The sequence below is a fragment of the Nocardioides sp. dk884 genome (assembly GCF_009557055.1).
Classification (GTDB): Bacteria; Actinomycetota; Actinomycetes; order Propionibacteriales; family Nocardioidaceae; genus Nocardioides.
Map to the genome: position 1 here is coordinate 222,473 of NZ_CP045649.1, position 15,688 is coordinate 238,160.

Annotated in this window: 15 protein-coding genes; 8 read left to right on the forward strand and 7 right to left on the reverse strand. The window is 69.4% G+C overall.

Annotated features, from left to right (window positions below; translation table 11 throughout):
- Nucleotides 1–53 precede the first annotated feature (53 nt).
- Both GFH29_RS01090 and GFH29_RS01095 read right to left on the reverse strand, forming a co-directional pair.
- Entirely contained in the window at nucleotides 54–1,136 is a 1,083-nt protein-coding gene (locus tag GFH29_RS01090) for a 2-oxoacid:ferredoxin oxidoreductase subunit beta (protein ID WP_153321655.1), read from the reverse strand.
- Nucleotides 1,133–3,037 (reverse strand): 2-oxoacid:acceptor oxidoreductase subunit alpha, encoded by a 1,905-nt coding sequence (locus GFH29_RS01095; protein WP_153321656.1) that lies wholly within the window; start codon nucleotides 3,035–3,037, stop codon nucleotides 1,133–1,135. Before GFH29_RS01095 ends, GFH29_RS01090 begins: the two co-directional genes overlap by 4 nt.
- Before the next feature lie 253 nt (nucleotides 3,038–3,290).
- On the opposite strand from GFH29_RS01095, the gene GFH29_RS01100 reads away from it, so the two are divergent.
- The 5 genes from GFH29_RS01100 to GFH29_RS01120 all read left to right on the forward strand — a co-directional run bounded on the left by GFH29_RS01100 (nucleotide 3,291) and on the right by GFH29_RS01120 (nucleotide 8,191).
- Nucleotides 3,291–4,169 carry an NAD(P)-dependent oxidoreductase gene (locus tag GFH29_RS01100; RefSeq protein WP_194289077.1) on the forward strand — a complete coding sequence of 293 codons (879 nt, stop codon included), beginning with the start codon at nucleotides 3,291–3,293 and terminating at the stop codon, nucleotides 4,167–4,169.
- A gap of 87 nt (nucleotides 4,170–4,256) precedes the next feature.
- Nucleotides 4,257–5,390: an amidohydrolase family protein gene (locus GFH29_RS01105; protein WP_153321658.1), complete on the forward strand. Its 1,134-nt coding sequence runs from the start codon at nucleotides 4,257–4,259 to the stop codon at nucleotides 5,388–5,390.
- Between the two features lie 81 nt (nucleotides 5,391–5,471).
- Nucleotides 5,472–6,311 carry an NAD(P)-dependent oxidoreductase gene (locus GFH29_RS01110; RefSeq protein WP_153321659.1) on the forward strand — a complete coding sequence of 280 codons (840 nt, stop codon included), beginning with the start codon at nucleotides 5,472–5,474 and terminating at the stop codon, nucleotides 6,309–6,311.
- Between the two features lie 55 nt (nucleotides 6,312–6,366).
- The gene (locus GFH29_RS01115; protein ID WP_153321660.1) at nucleotides 6,367–7,185 is read left to right on the forward strand and encodes a mycofactocin-coupled SDR family oxidoreductase; all 819 of its coding nucleotides are present in this window, start codon (nucleotides 6,367–6,369) and stop codon (nucleotides 7,183–7,185) included.
- Nucleotides 7,186–7,195: 10 nt separating this feature from the next.
- Nucleotides 7,196–8,191, forward strand: coding sequence for an enoyl-CoA hydratase/isomerase family protein (locus GFH29_RS01120; RefSeq protein WP_153321661.1), 996 nt, complete (start codon nucleotides 7,196–7,198; stop codon nucleotides 8,189–8,191).
- A gap of 10 nt (nucleotides 8,192–8,201) precedes the next feature.
- Here the strand turns inward: GFH29_RS01120 and GFH29_RS01125 are convergent, their stop codons facing one another.
- The 4 genes from GFH29_RS01125 to GFH29_RS01140 form a co-directional block, all read right to left on the reverse strand.
- Nucleotides 8,202–9,113, reverse strand: coding sequence for an SDR family NAD(P)-dependent oxidoreductase (locus GFH29_RS01125; RefSeq protein ID WP_153321662.1), 912 nt, complete (start codon nucleotides 9,111–9,113; stop codon nucleotides 8,202–8,204).
- 255 nt (nucleotides 9,114–9,368) lie between these two features.
- Nucleotides 9,369–9,797 carry a hypothetical protein gene (locus tag GFH29_RS01130; RefSeq protein WP_153321663.1) on the reverse strand — a complete coding sequence of 143 codons (429 nt, stop codon included), beginning with the start codon at nucleotides 9,795–9,797 and terminating at the stop codon, nucleotides 9,369–9,371.
- A 122-nt stretch (nucleotides 9,798–9,919) separates the two neighbouring features.
- Nucleotides 9,920–10,531 carry a TetR/AcrR family transcriptional regulator gene (locus GFH29_RS01135; protein ID WP_153321664.1) on the reverse strand — a complete coding sequence of 204 codons (612 nt, stop codon included), beginning with the start codon at nucleotides 10,529–10,531 and terminating at the stop codon, nucleotides 9,920–9,922.
- 39 nt (nucleotides 10,532–10,570) lie between these two features.
- Entirely contained in the window at nucleotides 10,571–12,106 is a 1,536-nt protein-coding gene (locus tag GFH29_RS01140; protein ID WP_153321665.1) for an MFS transporter, read from the reverse strand.
- A 96-nt stretch (nucleotides 12,107–12,202) separates the two neighbouring features.
- Here GFH29_RS01140 and fdxA point away from each other — a divergent pair, with 96 nt between their 5' ends.
- The 3 genes from fdxA to GFH29_RS01155 all read left to right on the forward strand — a co-directional run bounded on the left by fdxA (nucleotide 12,203) and on the right by GFH29_RS01155 (nucleotide 14,800).
- Entirely contained in the window at nucleotides 12,203–12,523 is a 321-nt protein-coding gene (gene fdxA, locus GFH29_RS01145) for a ferredoxin (protein ID WP_153321666.1), read from the forward strand.
- Nucleotides 12,524–12,775: 252 nt separating this feature from the next.
- Nucleotides 12,776–14,182 (forward strand): cytochrome P450, encoded by a 1,407-nt coding sequence (locus GFH29_RS01150; protein WP_153321667.1) that lies wholly within the window; start codon nucleotides 12,776–12,778, stop codon nucleotides 14,180–14,182.
- 93 nt (nucleotides 14,183–14,275) lie between these two features.
- Nucleotides 14,276–14,800: a DoxX family protein gene (locus GFH29_RS01155; protein ID WP_153321668.1), complete on the forward strand. Its 525-nt coding sequence runs from the start codon at nucleotides 14,276–14,278 to the stop codon at nucleotides 14,798–14,800.
- Nucleotides 14,801–14,859: 59 nt separating this feature from the next.
- On the opposite strand, the gene GFH29_RS01160 is transcribed toward GFH29_RS01155, so the two are convergent.
- Complete coding sequence (locus tag GFH29_RS01160) at nucleotides 14,860–15,597, reverse strand: FadR/GntR family transcriptional regulator (RefSeq protein ID WP_194289078.1); 738 nt, start codon at nucleotides 15,595–15,597, stop codon at nucleotides 14,860–14,862.
- Between the last annotated feature and the right edge of the window lie 91 nt (nucleotides 15,598–15,688).

Here is a 15,688-nt window from a genome sequence, read left to right on the forward strand (position 1 = left end):
CCTGAGGGGATGAATCCCCCTCACGATCGTCCCGGCGCTCGGACCGGCCTGGGTCAGCCGACGACCCAGGTGTCATTGCCGTCCACGATGCTCTGCAGGTCGATCGCGCCCGTCGCGGCGGCCGATGCCTGCGCCTGGATCACGTGGCCGCGCACGACGTCGTCGTACACGGGCCGGTCCGCGGCGCGGAAGATCCCGGTGACGACGTGGGTCAGGTCGGTCGTCGTCAGCCTGGCGAGCAGGGTGGGAAGGTGGGGGTCCTTCACGTCGTGCACGACGATGTCGCCCGGGTCGACGTCCGCGACGGGGCGTACGCCGAGCCCGTAGCCGTCCCTGACGACCGCCCAGGTGCCTTGGCCGTCCTCGCCCGTCGGTCCGAAGACGATCGGCTCGCCGTCGGTGAGCTTGATCAGCCGCTGCGGCGCGCTGTCCGGCTTGCGCAGGACGTCGAAGCTCGCGTCGTTGAAGATCGGGCAGTCCTGGAGGATCTCGACGAGGGCGGTGCCGCGGTGTGCCGCGGCGGCGTTGAGCACGGCGGTGAGCCCGGCGCGGTCGGAGTCGAGAGCACGTGCGACGAACGTCGCCTCGGCGCCGAGCGCAAGGGCGATCGGGTCGAAGGGGTGGTCCGCGGAGCCCATAGGAGTGGACTTGGTGACCTTGCCGACCTCCGAGGTGGGCGAGTACTGGCCCTTCGTCAGGCCGTAGATGCGGTTGTTGAACAGCAGGATCTTGATGTTGACGTTGCGGCGCAGCGCGTGGATCAGGTGGTTGCCACCGATCGAGAGCGCGTCACCGTCACCGGTCACGACCCAGACGGACAGGTCGGGGCGTGCCGTCGCGAGACCGGTCGCGATCGCCGGCGCACGACCGTGGATGGAGTGCATGCCGTAGCTGTCGATGTAGTACGGGAATCGGCTGGAGCAGCCGATGCCCGAGATGAACACGGTGTTCTCTCGCGTGATGCCGAGCGTCGGCAGGAAGCTGCGGACCGCGGCCAGGATGGCGTAGTCACCGCACCCGGGGCACCACCGGACCTCGGCGTCGGACGTGAAGTCCTTGGCGGTCAGCTTGTCGCTCGCGCGCGGCACCCCGTCGAGTCCGCCGATGGTGGGGAGGCCCAGGTCAACCGTGGTCATGAGTCAGCTCCGGTCAGGTAGGTCAGCAGCACGTCCTGCAGCTCCTCCGCGGCGAAGGGCAGGCCGGCCACCTTGGTGTAGCTCTGGACATCGACGAGGTACTTCGCTCGCAGCAGCTGCGCGAGCTGGCCGAGGTTCATCTCGGGAAGGAGGACCGTCTGGTAGCGGGCCAGGACGTCGCCCAGGTTCGCCGGCAACGGATGGAGGTTGCGCAGGTGGACACGTGCGACGCGGTGGCCCAGGGTGCGGACGCGACGCACGCCCGCGAGGATCGGTCCGTACGTCGACCCCCACCCCACGACCAGCAGGTCGGCATCACCGGTCGGGTCATCGACCTCGGCATCGGGAACCACGATGCCGTCGATCTTGGCGGCACGAAGACGGACCATCGCCTCGTGGTTGCCCGGCTCGTAGTTGACGGTACCGGAGCCGTCGGCCTTCTCCAGACCGCCGATGCGGTGCTCGAGGCCGGGGGTGCCCGGGACAGCCCACGGGCGCGCCAGCGTCTCAGGGTCCCGGAGGTAGGGCCAGAACTCGCCGGACCCGTCCGGAGCGTTGGGCCGCGTCGCGAAGGCGGGATCGATCGGCTCGATCGCGCCGACGTCGGGGATGTGCCAGGGCTCGGAGCCGTTGGCGATTGCGCCGTCGGACAGCACGATCACGGGGGTGCGATAGGTGATCGCGATACGCGCGGCGTCGATGGCCGCCTCGAAGGCGTCCCCGGGGGAGTGCGGGGCGACGACCGGGACCGGCGACTCGCCGTTGCGGCCGTAGAGGGCCTGAAGCAGGTCGGCCTGCTCGGTCTTGGTCGGCAGCCCGGTCGAGGGGCCCCCACGCTGCACGTTCACGATGAGCAGCGGCAGCTCGAGCATCACCGCGAGGCCGATGGCCTCCCCCTTGAGCGCGATGCCGGGGCCGCTCGTCGTGGTCACCCCGAGGGCGCCGCCGAACGCCGCACCGAGAGCGGCGCCGATGCCGGCGATCTCGTCCTCCGCCTGCACGGTGGTGACGCCGAGGGCCTTGTGCTTGCTGAGCTCGTGCAGGATGTCCGACGCCGGCGTGATCGGGTAGCTACCCAGGAACAGCGGCAGACCGGACGCCTGGCCGGCGGCGAGCAGACCGTACGCCAGGGCTGTGTTGCCGGTGATCTGGCGATAGCGGCCGGCCTCCAGTGGAGCCGGTGCCACCTCGTAGGTGACGGCGAAGGCCTCGGTGGTCTCGCCGAAGGCGTGGCCAGCGCGGAAGGCGATGATGTTGGCCTCGGCGATGGCGGGCTTCTTCGCGAACTTCTCGCGCAGGAAGAGCTCGGTGCCCTCCTGCGGCCGGTTGTACATCCACGTCAGCAGACCCAGGGCGAACATGTTCTTCGCGCGTTCGGCCTCCTTCTTCGACAGGCCGGTCTCGGCGAGCGCCCCGAGCGTCAACGTCGCCATCGGGACGCTGTGCACCTGGTACTGCTCGAGCGAACCGTCCTCGAGCGGGTCGGCCGGGTAGCCGACCTTCGCGAGGTTGCGCTTGGTGAAGTCGTCGGAGTTGACGATGAGGACGCCGCCGGTCGCGAGGTCGTCGATGTTGGCCTTGAGTGCGGCGGGGTTCATTGCGACGAGCACATCGGGGCGGTCGCCCGGCGTGAGGATGTCGACGCTCGCGAAGTGGAGCTGGAAGGAGGAGACGCCCGGGATGGTGCCAGCAGGTGCGCGGATCTCGGCCGGGAAGTTCGGGAGCGTGGCGAGGTCGTTGCCGAACCGTGCCGTCTCCGTGGTGAACCGATCACCCGTCAGCTGCATCCCGTCACCGGAGTCCCCGGCGAAGCGGATGACCACCCGGTCCCGTCGGACGACCGTCGAGGGGCCGGGCGGATCGTCGACCAGCGTCGCCTGCTGGCACGACTCCTGATTCATAGCTTCTCCATCGAGTAGGCCACCGGAAGTGGGGGACGCAATAGTGCAATCCTCCATACTGTTCGACATATGCGCAACCGTCGGCAGACAATCGGGCGATCGCTGCACGGAGTGCCGAAAATGGCGCGAGAAAATTTCTAGTATCACGTGTCACCAATCCCTTGAGTTCGATGAAACCTGCGCTGTAACGTGCCGCCCCAGTGGCGCTGATCACACGGCGCTCTCGATGACACACGTTCAGGACGGAGGAGCAGTGACATCCACTGCACCCGCTACCACGCTCAAGGTCGGCTGGATCGGCCTCGGCAGCCAAGGCGGTCCGATGGCCCGGGTGCTGGCCGGTTCCGGCGTTCCGGTTCAGCTGTGGGCTCGCCGCCCCGAGTCGCTCACCGCGTACGACAACACTCCGGCCACCACGTCGAGTACCTCGCTCGGTCTCCTCATGGAGAACGACGTCGTCGTGCTCGTGGTGCGTGACGACGACGACGTGAAGGACGTCCTGTTCGGCGCCTGGCAGCCGCAGGTGATGGGCGGGTTCGGGGCCAAACCACCGATCGCGTCGATGAAGCCCGGCTCGGTGGTCGTCATCCACTCGACCGTCCACCCCGACACGATCCGCGAGATCGCCGCGGTCGCTCATGAACACGGCGTCGGCGTCGTCGACGCTCCCGTCAGCGGGGGCGGACACGCCGCGGAGGACAAGTCGCTGCTCGTGATGACCGCCGGCGACCCCGACGACGTCGCGAAGGTCAAGCCGATCTTCGAGCAGTACAGCAACCTCATCCCGTACCTGGGTCCGGTGGGGGCGGCGCAGAGCGCCAAGATCATCAACAACGTCCTGCTGACCGCGAACATGGGTGTCGCCGAGAGCGCCTTCGCGATCGCCAAGCAGGTCGGCGTCGACCCCGAGAGCCTGAAGCTGGTCCTCAGCAACGGCTCGGGTCGCAGCTTCGGCGTCACCATGGTCGGCGGTGACGACTGGGACCTGAAGCCGGCTGCCACCGTCGCGGGGCCGCTGCTGCAGAAGGACACCCGCCTCCTGGTCGCCCTCGCTGAAGCGGAGGGCATCGACACCGGCGCCGCCCTCAGCGCCGCGCAGTCCGCGCTGGCGCGCATGGGCCTCGACCTCTGAGCCTCCCGGCGACGTACGTCGCCCTCTCCCGCACCTCCACGAACACGCCATCCACCACACGACATCCGAAAGAATTGAGGAGCCATCATGGGCCTACCTGATGACGCACAGATCATCTCCGTCGATGACCACGTGATCGAGCACTCGCGTGTCTGGCTCGACCGCCTGCCGGCCAAGTACCAGGACGTCGCGCCGCGCATCGAGAAGCTTCCCGACGGCAACGACGCCTGGATCTTCGAGGGCGTGCCGCGCGGCAACTTCGCGCTGAACGCCGTCGCCGGCAAGCACCCGCGTGAGTTCGGAATGGACCCGCGCTCCTACGACGACATGCGCCAGGGCTGCCACGACATCAAGGACCGCCTCGCCGACATGGACATCGAGGGCATGCACGCCCAGATGTGCTTCCCGAACATGGGCGGGTTCGCCGGCTCCACGTTCTGGCAGTCGAAGGACAAGGAGCTGGCCGAGGAGTGCGTGAAGGCGTACAACGACTTCATCCTCGACGAGTGGTGTGCCTACGACCCCGGTCGCCAGATCCCGCTGGTGATGGTCCCCTTCTGGGACGTCGCCGCATCGGTGAAGGAGATCGAGCGCACCGCCGCGAAGGGCGCGAAGTCCGTGACCTTCCTCGAGGCCCCGCACAAGCTGGGGCTCCCGTCGTTCCACACCGACCACTGGGACCCGATCTTCAAGGCGGCCGAGGAGGCGCAGCTCCCGCTGGCGGCGCACTTCGGCTCGGGCGGCGTGCCGCTCGGCACCGCCCCCGACGGCGACATGTTCATCCAGATCGCCCTGTTCGGGATGAACTCGATCATGGCGACGGTCGACCTGCTGATGTCGCCGGTCTTCTACAAGTTCCCGAACCTGAAGTTCGTCATGGCCGAGGGCGGCACCGGCTGGATCCCGTACATCCTCGAGCGCACCGACTATTCGTGGGAGCGTCACCGCTACTGGTGCAACGTCAACGCCGAGCAGCGGCCCTCGGAGCTCTTCAAGGACCACATCTACGGGTGCTTCGTCTCCGACCAGGTCGGCATCGACCAGCGCCACAACATCGGCATCGAGCAGATCCTGTTCGAGAGCGACTACCCGCACTCCGACTGCAACTGGCCGCACACCCGCAAGATCCTGGCCGAGCAGCTGGTCGACGTGCCGGACGACGAGGCGCGGCTCATCGTCGAGGGCAACGCACGCAAGATCTTCAACTTCCCGCGCGTCTGAGCAACACCCGCAGAGGTCCCGCCCCGGCACCGCCCGGGGCGGGGCCTTTGTCGACCCGACCACGTCAAAGGAGACCCACGGATGGCACACATTGGCTTCCTCGGGGCCGGCCGCATGGGCCGCCCGATGATGCAACGACTGATCGCGGCCGGGCACACGGTGCGCGTGCACTACCGCTTCGACTGGGAGAAGGAGGACTTCACCGAGCAGGGCGCGGAGGTCACCACCGACATCGCTGACCTGCCCCGGGGGGCCGACGCCGTGGTGGTGAACCTGTTCAGCGACGACCAGGTGCGAGAGCTCGTGCTGGCGCCCGGCGGTCTGGTCGACTCCGTGGCTCCCGGCACGATCGTGATCCTGCACACCACGAGCAGCCCGCGGACCTCCGAGCTGATCGAAGCCAGGCTGGCGGAGGTCGGGGCCCTCTACGTCGACGCGGCGGTCAGTGGCGGCCCCCACGACATCGCGGCGGGTGAGATCACCCTGTTCGTCGGAGGTGGCGACGAGGCATGGGCGAAGGCCGAGCGCCTCCTCCAGGCCTACGGCAACCCGATCTTCCATCTCGGCCCGGTCGGCACCGGGATGAAGGTGAAGCTGCTCAACAACGCCGCCTTCGGCGCCCACGTCGGCGTCGTGTCGGTGCTCTCCGACCTCGCGCGGAAGCTCGACCTCGATGAGAAGACCCTCTACGAGGCGATGTCGCACGGCAGTGGCAACAGCGCGGTCATCGGCATGGTGAAGCGGGGCGGATCGGCCCAGGCGTTCTCGGAGTCCACGGCCGAGTTCGTCGACAAGGACGTGCACACGGCGCAGAGGCTGCTCGGTGACCTCGACGCCAGCCTAGAGCCGTTCGCCACCCTCTACCAGGCAGGGCGGGACATCCGCCGCCCCGACCCGGAAGCGACCACGGGTCAGCGCTGAGCAGCAGCCCCGGCCACGCGGGCCGCCGGCGAACACCCCATCAAAGGAGAGCAGCATGCGAGACGTCGTCGAGCGGCAGGCCGGCAAGGTCGCGTTCATCACCGGTGCTGCCCGCGGTATGGGTCGTGCCCACGCGGAACGGTTGGCCGCCGAGGGTGCCAACCTCATCCTCATCGACAGCTGCCAGTCCGCGCGGAGCACCGGCTACCCGGGAGGCACCGAGGAGGAGCTCGAGGAGACAGCGGAGCTGGCCCGCAAGTACGGCGCGGAGGTGCTCTCGCGGAAGGTCGACATCCGGGACTGGGACGGCATCGAGCAGGTCGTGGCGGATGGTGTCGCGGAGCTCGGCCGTCTCGACGTGGTCGTCGCCAACGCCGGCATCTGCTTCGGCGACTGGTCGTGGAAGATCGGCCGCGAGGACTGGCAGGAGATGATCGACACCAACCTCACCGGCACCTTCGCGACGGTGAAGCCGTGCGTGCCGATCATGATCGACCAGGGCACCGGCGGCTCGATCATCATCACCAGCTCGGTCGCCGGGCTTCGCGGCCAGCCGTTCCTCGGTGCCTACGTGGCGAGCAAGCACGGCGTCACCGGCCTGGCGAAGACGATGGCGGTCGAGCTCGCCCAGTACAACATCCGGGTCAACACCGTGCATCCTCACGGGGTGGAGACCGGCATGGCCCCGCCGGTCCTGCACGATCTCATCGTCGAGAACGCCGCCACCCTGGGGCCGATATTCATGGGCTCGCTGCCGGATCCGGTCAGCCAGCCGGAGGACATCGCCGGCGCGGTGGCCTTCCTCGCCTCGGACGAGGCGCGGCACATCACCGGCACCCAGCTCCAGGTCGACCTGGGCACGCTCATCCGGTGAGAATGACCGGGTGACATCGGTTCGCATCAACGACCTGAGCCGTCTCGCCACCGCGGCGGGGCGGCTCGGTCTCGTCGAGGAGTCCGGCGTCCTCGGCGGCCCGGGTCTGCTCGTCGTCGAGCCGCTGTCGTGGGACATCGACCTCGAGGCGGCGGCGGCGTACGTCCGCGACATCCCGGCGGTGACGCTGCTGGCTGCCGCGGCGTGGCCGGACAAGGCGCAGGCGCTGGTCGACGCCTTCGACCTCGTGACGCTCGACCGGGCCGAGATCGGCGCGGTCGAGCGCGCGGTCGGCCTGGCGCCGCTGGGTGCCTATGCCCTCGTGACGCTGACCCGCCGGTCAGCGGGGATGTCCGCGGCGGACGGCATCTGGGCGGAGTCGGCGGTGTTCTCCGCACTGATGGGCAGCCGGCGCTACCAGGAGTGGCTGGCGACGAAGCCCGCGTCCAAGGAGAGGACCGAGCCCGCGGAGGCGGTGCTGGTGGAGGAGGCCGAGGGCGTCCTGCGTCTGACGTTGAACCGCCCGGCGGCGCGCAACGCGGTGGACCTCCGGCTGCGCGACTGCCTGGTCGCGGCGCTCGAGACGGCGGAGCTGCGGCCCGAGGTGGGCATCGAGCTCAGGGGCGCCGGGGTGTGCTTCAGCGCAGGCGGTGACCTGACCGAGTTCGGGGACGCCGACGACCCGGCCACCGCGCACGCCGTACGCGGGACGCGCCATCCGGCGCTCGCCCTGGCCCGGGTCGCGGATCGTGTGACCGCCTATGCGCACGGACCGAGCGTGGGGGCCGGCGTCGAGCTGCTCGCGTTCGCCCGGCACGTCGTCGCGGCGCCCGGCGCGACCTTCCGTCTGCCCGAGGTCGCGATGGGGCTGGTGCCCGGGGCCGGCGGCACCTGGTCGGTCGTGCAGCGCATGGGCCGGCAGCGCGCGAACTGGTTCATGCTCACCGGCGCCACGATCGACGCCGACACCGCCCATGCCTGGGGCCTGGTGGACGCCCTGGCATGAGGCGGTCCGGCTAGTCGACCTGCATGCCGAGGAACTTGGTGAACTGCGCCGGGCCGTCGGGGAGCACGTCGACGTAGCCGCCTGCCCCGATGTCGTTCCAGCGTGCGCGGACGTCCTCCGGCTGCGCATCCACGCCGAGGAAGACGCCGCGGCTCTCCGGGATCTCGCTGACCGAGAAGCAGCCGCCGCCGGCGTTCAGGATGGTGCCGTTCGGCGCGTCCTCGCCGACGAGGAAGAGGACTCCGGAGGCGACTGCCTCGGGAGGGAGGCGGTCCGCGTCGGACTCCTCGCCGATGATCGTCCCGAGAGTCATCCGCGACCGTGCGACCGGGACGATGGTGTTCGTCCGGATGTTCTTCGACTCGCCCTCGATGGCGAGCACCTTCATCAGGCCGAGCACCCCGGCCTTCGCCGTGGCGTAGCCGGCCTGGCCGAAGTTGCCGTAGGTGCCGTTCTGCGAGGAGGTGAACAGGATCCGGCCGTACCCCTGCTCCCGCATGTGCGGCCAGACCGCGTGGGTGCACCGGATCGATCCGGTGAGGTGCACGTCGAGGACCGTCAGCAGGTCGTCCAGCGCCACCTTGTGGAAGGAGCGGTCCCGCAGGATCCCGGCGTTGTTGATGAGGATGTCGATGCGCCCGAAGTGCTCGATGGTCTCCTCGACCATCGCCTGCACGCCAACTGGATCGGTGACGCTGGCGTAGTTGGCGATCGCCTCCCCGCCCGCAGCAAGGATCTCCGCCACGACCTTGCCGGCGGCGTCCTCCTGGTCCTCCGTGCCGTCGACCGTCGACCCGAGGTCGTTGACGACGACGCGGACGCCGCGCTCGGCGAGGGCCAGTGCGTAGCTGCGCCCCAGTCCGCGGCCTGCGCCGGTGATGATCGCGACGCGCTCGGCGCCGGCGTTCTCGCCTGGCCTCATGGTGGTTCCTCTCCGCAAGCCCGCGTGGTCCGCGGTGGCTGTCTGATGGCGCCTGAGGCTGTCGGCCGACGCGCTCACATCGACGCCCCGTGCGGCGCGCGATGGCGCAAGAATAGTGTGATGAGTAAGACGATTGCAAACTTGTCATGCGCAAGGCGGGAGATCTCGGCGTCGCTTCCATGATCGTCGATCGATGCCGAGCGGAGAGTCGGTCGGCGACGTGCCCTCGCCGCGGTTCCGGCCCCGTGGTCCGTGTCAGGGGACGAGCAGCGTCGGTTGGCCGAGCCCGCCGAGGGCTGATCGGAAAGCGTGTCCGCGCTGCATGCCGGCGACGATCCGGTGCGCCGGCGAACCCATGAGGTGTCGGACCAGCTCGCGTCGCGATGTCACGACGAGCGTCGGGCCGAAGCCGTGGGCCCGCAGGGCGGCGTCGTACTCGTCGCGCAGGTCCCGCTTCGCCGCGGCCAGCCCGCCCGCTGTCTCCAGGTAGAAGGGGCAGATCGTGGCGAAGACGACCCAGGGGGGCAGGTCGAGCAGGATGGCCCGCAGGTCACGTCCCTCGCGCCCCGCCTCGGCCACCGCGCTCAGCAGCGCGCGCCAGCTCTCGGGCGCCTCGTCGAGGAGGACGGTGACGGTGCGACTCCCGAAGTCCTCGGGGGTGAGGCCGGACGTGGGGCTGGACATCGAACCTCGTCGTGTTCGCATCGGCTCGGGCTCCTCGCTCGATCGTCTGGCGTGATGCCGGTTACAGTAGCGCCGTTCCGGCGCGCTGCGAGGTGGGTCGGCACGTCCGTCGGGGACGGGTCTCAGCGGAGGATCTCGTCGGTGACCGCCTGCTCGAAGGCCGAGCGCAGGCGTGGCACGTTGCGCGTGAAGATCGCGGCCAGGTCCTCGTTCTCGTCGGAGTCCAGCCAGCGGTTGATCACCTCCTGGGAGATGGCGAGGAGGCCTGCGGCCACCACCTCCGGCAGAAGGTCGGACTCCGGGAGGTCGAGATGCCGGCGCAGGTGCTCGGCGATCGTCGCCTGCCAGCGTCGCTGGAACCGGAGCGCGCCGCCCATCAGCTCGGGGTTGCGATCGATGGTGGCCATGCGGGAGCGGGCCGATGCGCGATCGTTCGACGTCCAGGTCGGCCGGGAGGTCGCGACGTCGATGACCTCCTGCAGCGGGTCGCTCGTGCGCGGGTGCTCGGCCAGCTGCTGGGTGACCGCCCGCAGCTCGACGTCCTCGACGTACCAGAAGGCGTCGGCCTTGCTGGCGAAATAGGCGAAGAACGTCCGCCGCGCGATGCCCGCGCGGTCGGCGATGTCGCCCACCGCCGTGCGGGAGTAGCCACGCTCCTCGAAGAGCGCCTCGGCGTGGGCGGCGATCCGGGCGTGCGTCGTGGCCGACGGCCTACCTGCGCGGGCGGATGTCATGCGGCTGAGCGTCTCATGGAAGTAGGCGCCGGTGCCCGGTCAATGCGTCGACCGGAGCCGGGTGCCGGGGATCAGCAGCGCGAGCACGACGGCGAGCGCCGCGATCGGCGTCATGAAGAGGAAGAGATCGCCGATGGTGTCGCCGACGACCTGCTGGTAGGTCGCGCGCAGGGCGTCCGGGAGCGTCGCCGGGTCGGGGAGCGAGTGGCCGATCTCGGGTGTCTCGCTGGCGACCCGGCTGCCCAAGTAGGTGCCGAGGATCGCGATCGAGACGGTGCCGCCCAGCGATTGGGCGAAGGTCACCAGTGAGCTCGCGGAGCCCACCTCGTCGGGATCGACGATCGTCTGGACGGCCACCATGAGATTCGCCGTGCTCGCGCCGAGACCGATGCCGAGGACGGCGCTCGACAGCGCGACGAAGGGGACAGGAGTGGCGTGGTCGACCGAACCGATCATCGCCACCCCGAGCGCCACGACGGCGCAGCCGAAGAGGCACATCGGCTTCCACCGCGCGGTCGCGGAGACGATCCGACCGTTGATGACGCCGGTCGCCGCGAGGGCAGCGACCATCGGAGCGGTGAGCAGCCCGGCGTCCATCGGGTCGAGCCCGCGGCTGTACTGGTAGTACTCGCCGAGGTAGACGGTCGCGGCCAGCATGGCCATGCCCACCAGTGCGGCGGTCGCCGTCGCGAGGGCGACGGTGCGTCCCCGGAACAGCCCGAAACGGATGATCGGCTCGGTCGCGACCTTCAACTCGACGAACACCACGGCCGCGATCACGGCGGCGGCGGCCAGTGCCAGGGCCACGGTCGTCGATGATGCCCACGGGAAACGAGAACCACCCAGGGAGAGCAGGGCCAGCAGCAGGCTGATGCCCGCGACGACGAGCAGGCCACCGAGCAGGTCGACCTTGACCGGTCGGCTCTGGTGGGGGATCCGTAGGGTGCGCGACATCAGCGCCATCGAGGCGGCGGCGAAGGGCAGCCCGATGAGGAAACAACCGCGCCAGCCGAGCGGGGAGTCCGCGATGATGCCGCCGACGACGGGCCCCGCGATCGTGCCGGTCGCCCAGCACATGTTCTGGTAGCCGGTGAACCGGCCGCGCTCGCGCGGTGGGACGAGACGCGCGATCACGGCGGCTGACAGCGCCACCAGTCCGCCGATGCCGACGCCCTGGATGGCTCGGGCGGTGATCATCGTGGGGATGTCCTGGGCCAGCATGCCGATGAGGTTGCCGACGACGTAGACGAGCAGCGCCGCGCGGATGAGGTGTTCGATGTTGAGCTGGTCGGCGAGCTTGCCCCACAGCGGCGTCGTCGCGGTGATGGTCAGCATGTTGGCCACTACCACCCAGGTGTACGCCGTCTGGCTCCCGCCCAGGTCGGGGACGATGCGGGGCAGGGCATTGATGACCACGGTGCCCGAGATCAGGGCCACGAACATCGCGAGCATCACCCCGGAGACGGCGACGAGCAGCTCGCGGTGGGTGGGGGAGGGCGTCGGGGCCGTCTGCCCGCCCGGGTCGAGCCGCTCGTCGGGCGCCGTGACCGCCTCCGGGACCTGCTCGTGCTGCATGGGCTCACCTGCGGTGTCGGGTCCGCATCGTCAATCGCAGACTAATTATATGACTGATCCAGTTATATACCCTTGATGCCGGTACAGTCCTCGCTCATGACGTACGTGATCGCCCAACCTTGTGTCGACCTCCGCGACCGCGCATGCGTGGACGAGTGTCCGGTCGACTGCATCTACGAGGGGCCGCGGATGGCCTACATCCAGCCCGAGGAGTGCGTCGACTGCGGCGCCTGCGAGCCGGTTTGTCCGGTGGAGGCCATCTTCTTCCAGGACGACCTTCCGGAGAGGTGGGCCGACTACACCGCGATCAACGCCTCCTTCTTCGCCGAGCTCGGGGCGCCCGGTGGGGCGAGCTCCCTCGGTCCTCAGTCGCACGACGCCCCTGCCCTCGCAGACGTTCCGCTGTCGGTGCAGTAGCGCGCGGCCGGTCCGGGGCGGCGCCGCGAGGGGTCAGCGATTCCTGCACCGTGTGATGCATGCAAGAAGCTCGACGCGTTCCGGGCCGGAAGCGTTGACGGGTTGATGAATGAGTGACTAGCGTCACAGCGACCGCCGCTGCACCAGGGCCACGCGCCGTGCGCGGAACGCGCGCATCGAGCGGTCCGCTCCTGCCCGAGCAGGCCGTCGGCCTCTTCGACTGACATGGCGACGAACGAACGGAGCTAACAGATGGCGATCAACGAGACCGAGCCCAGTGCCTGTCCGGTGAGCGGGGCGGGTGGTGCGGAGGAGCAGAAGGAACGCCTCCGCATCACCATGAACCGGCACGCCTCGACGTACCGGACTGACTTCGAGAAGAACACCGACGAGCTGCACGCCAGGTGCCCGATCGCGTGGAACGACACCCACGACGGCTACTGGTACGTCAGTGGGAACCAGGAGCTGATGGACACGGCGCGTCGCGCCGACGTGCTGTCCAACGACGCCGACATCCATCAGCAGCGCCGGGGCTACAAGGGCATCAACATCCCGGGTCCGCCGCCGGAGGGGCGCACCACGATCGGCGGCTTCTTGGAGATGGATCCCCCGGAGCAGCGGCACTACCGCCAGGCGCTGAACCCGTACCTGTCTCCCGCAGCCGTCCAGCGCTGGCAGCCGGTCCTCGATGAGCTGACCCGTGCCTGCGTCGACGAGAAGATCGAGTCCGGGCAGATCGATTTCGTCGACGACCTGGCCAACATCGTGCCGGCCGTGTTCACGATGGCGATCCTGGGCTTCCCGCTCAAGGACTGGGTGGTCTACTGCGAGCCTGCCCATGCCAGCGTCTACACCTCGCCCGATGACCCGGACCACGCCCGCGTCATGGACATGGCGATGAAGATGGGGGTCCGTGCGTTCGAGAGCATCGCGGAGATCAAGCAGACCCGGAAGCCGGGGCTCGCCGACGCGCTCATCCGTGCCGACATCAACGGCCACCAGCCCGACGACATGGACCTCATCGGTGCGGTCATGCTGCTCATCGGTGGCGGCTTCGACACCACCACTGCCCTCACGGCCCACTCGCTGGAGTGGCTGTCGCAGCATCCCGAGGAGCGCGACCGCCTCAGTCGCGAGCGCGAGACCCTGCTCGACAGCGCCACCGAGGAGTTCCTGCGGTTCTACACGCCAGCGCAGGGCGACGGACGCACGATCTCCCAGGACGTCGAGATCCACGGCGTGCAGCTGCGCGAGGGTGAGCGGCTCTGGCTCTCCTGGGCGATGGCCAACCGCGACGAGAAGGTGTTCGACGAGCCGCACCGCGTCCGCCTGGACCGCTCGGGCAACCGCCACGCGAGCTTCGGCCTCGGCATCCACCGGTGCATCGGCTCCAACGTCGCGCGCGCGGCGTTCAAGACGATGGTGCGCCATGTGCTCGACCGGATGCCGGACTTCGTGTGCGACCCGGCTGGGGCTGTCCACTACGACACCACCGGCGTCATCAACGGCATGAAGCATCTGCCTGCGACCTTCACCCCGGGCAAGCGCCTCGGCCCCGGTCTCGAGGAGACCATCGCCGCGGTGCAGGTGGCCTGCGACGAGCAAGGGCTCGCGGAGCCAGTCACCCGGCGCAAGGATGGCGCAGAGCTCGACCTCTGACCGGGCCCGTCAACGTCCGTCCCCATCACCCCGTCACCCCGTCACCCCGTCACCCCGTCACCCCGTCACCCCCGTCACAAGGAGGCACGCCTCGTGGAGGCAGTCGATCTCACTCTGCTCGTCGTCCGGATCGCCCTCGGGGCGATCATGATCGCCCACGGCCTGAACCACTGGCTCGGCGGCGGCAAGATCGCCGGCACGGCGGGGTGGTTCGAGAGCCTCGGCCTGCGCCACGGCGTGCTCCAGGCCTGGGCGAGCGTCGTGACCGAGATAGGTGCCGGCGTGCTGCTGATCCTCGGCGCGCTCACCTCGCTGGCGGCGGCCGCGGTCGTCAGCGTGATGCTGGTCGCCGGCCTGCTCCACCACTGGCGCAACGGCTTCTTCATCTTCAAGGAGGGCTACGAGTACGTCCTGCTGGTCGGCGTGGTCGCCGTGCTGCTGGGCGCGGTCGGGCCGGGGGAGATCTCGGTCGACCATGCCGCCGGGATCGAGGTCGTCGAGTGGCAGGGGATCGCGGTCTCCCTCGGCGTCGGCGTGGTCGCGACCTTGCTGCTGCTGGCCGCGACCTGGCGCCCGGTGCGGGCCACCGAACCGGTCCCCGACAGCGTGGCCAGCTGACACGTCAGGCCGGCCGTCGTCTGGGCGACGGCCGGCCCTCGTGACGGTGTGCTCCAGGCTCAGTAGCCGTCGGTGGCTTCGACCATCGTCTTGCCGGCGTGGTGCTCGCCGACGGAGTCGACGACCTGGAGCATCTGCTTGGTCCAGAACTCCGAGGCCGCGGCGCCGTCGCCCTTCTCGGCCAGGGAGAGCGCCTTGCCGAGGACCTTGCGCGCGGTGGACGCGGCGCTGTCGGTGCTGTCAGTGATGGCGTCGGCGAGCTCACGGCCGACCACCTCGGTGAGGGCGCCGTACAGCAGCTCGAGCGGGCGGTTGCCGGCGCGGGCGAAGAGCGCGGTGAAGAAGCTGACGTAGGCCTCCGCCAGGTGCTCGGCATCGAAGCGCTCCTCGAGGATGGTGCGCAGCTCAGCAGCGGCCTCAGCGCGGTTCGGCGCCTGGGCGAGCAGGCGGAAGCCGAGCGGCTCGAAGTAGGCGCGGGCGACGAAGACCTCCTTCAGCTCGACCTGGTCGAACTGCATGATCACCCCGAGGTAGCGGGCGGCGACCCCGATGTCGGGCCGGATCGCCCGGGCGCCGCCGCGGGAGCCGCGGCGGACCTCGATCAGCCGCTCGGACTCGAGGATGCGGAAGGCCTCGCGCAGCGAGGGCCGCGAGATGCCGAAGCGCTCCATGAGGGCGCTCTCGCTGGGCAGGGGCTCGCCTTCGGCGATCTCGCCCCGGACGATCTGCGTGCGCAAGGTGTGGGCGACGACCTCTGCGGTCTTGGGTACTCGCACCCGGTCCGTGCTGACCGACACCATGGGCTTCCTCTCATTGAGCGACGCCTGGGCGCCCCCGCGTTCCATTGTTGCGAACAATCTATACTGATTGGCTGATTGTCCTCTATTT

What these genes read in the sequence shown, in the direction of transcription:
- GFH29_RS01090 (WP_153321655.1), bottom strand. Translation starts at nt 1,136, where the DNA reads ATGACCACGGTTGACCTGGGCCTCCCCACCATCGGCGGACTCGACGGG.
- GFH29_RS01095 (WP_153321656.1), bottom strand. Translation starts at nt 3,037, where the DNA reads ATGAATCAGGAGTCGTGCCAGCAGGCGACGCTGGTCGACGATCCGCCC.
- GFH29_RS01105 (WP_153321658.1), top strand. Translation starts at nt 4,257, where the DNA reads ATGGGCCTACCTGATGACGCACAGATCATCTCCGTCGATGACCACGTG.
- GFH29_RS01110 (WP_153321659.1), top strand. Translation starts at nt 5,472, where the DNA reads ATGGCACACATTGGCTTCCTCGGGGCCGGCCGCATGGGCCGCCCGATG.
- GFH29_RS01115 (WP_153321660.1), top strand. Translation starts at nt 6,367, where the DNA reads ATGCGAGACGTCGTCGAGCGGCAGGCCGGCAAGGTCGCGTTCATCACC.
- GFH29_RS01125 (WP_153321662.1), bottom strand. Translation starts at nt 9,113, where the DNA reads ATGAGGCCAGGCGAGAACGCCGGCGCCGAGCGCGTCGCGATCATCACC.
- GFH29_RS01130 (WP_153321663.1), bottom strand. Translation starts at nt 9,797, where the DNA reads ATGTCCAGCCCCACGTCCGGCCTCACCCCCGAGGACTTCGGGAGTCGC.
- GFH29_RS01135 (WP_153321664.1), bottom strand. Translation starts at nt 10,531, where the DNA reads ATGACATCCGCCCGCGCAGGTAGGCCGTCGGCCACGACGCACGCCCGG.
- GFH29_RS01140 (WP_153321665.1), bottom strand. Translation starts at nt 12,106, where the DNA reads ATGCAGCACGAGCAGGTCCCGGAGGCGGTCACGGCGCCCGACGAGCGG.
- fdxA (WP_153321666.1), top strand. Translation starts at nt 12,203, where the DNA reads ATGACGTACGTGATCGCCCAACCTTGTGTCGACCTCCGCGACCGCGCA.
- GFH29_RS01150 (WP_153321667.1), top strand. Translation starts at nt 12,776, where the DNA reads ATGGCGATCAACGAGACCGAGCCCAGTGCCTGTCCGGTGAGCGGGGCG.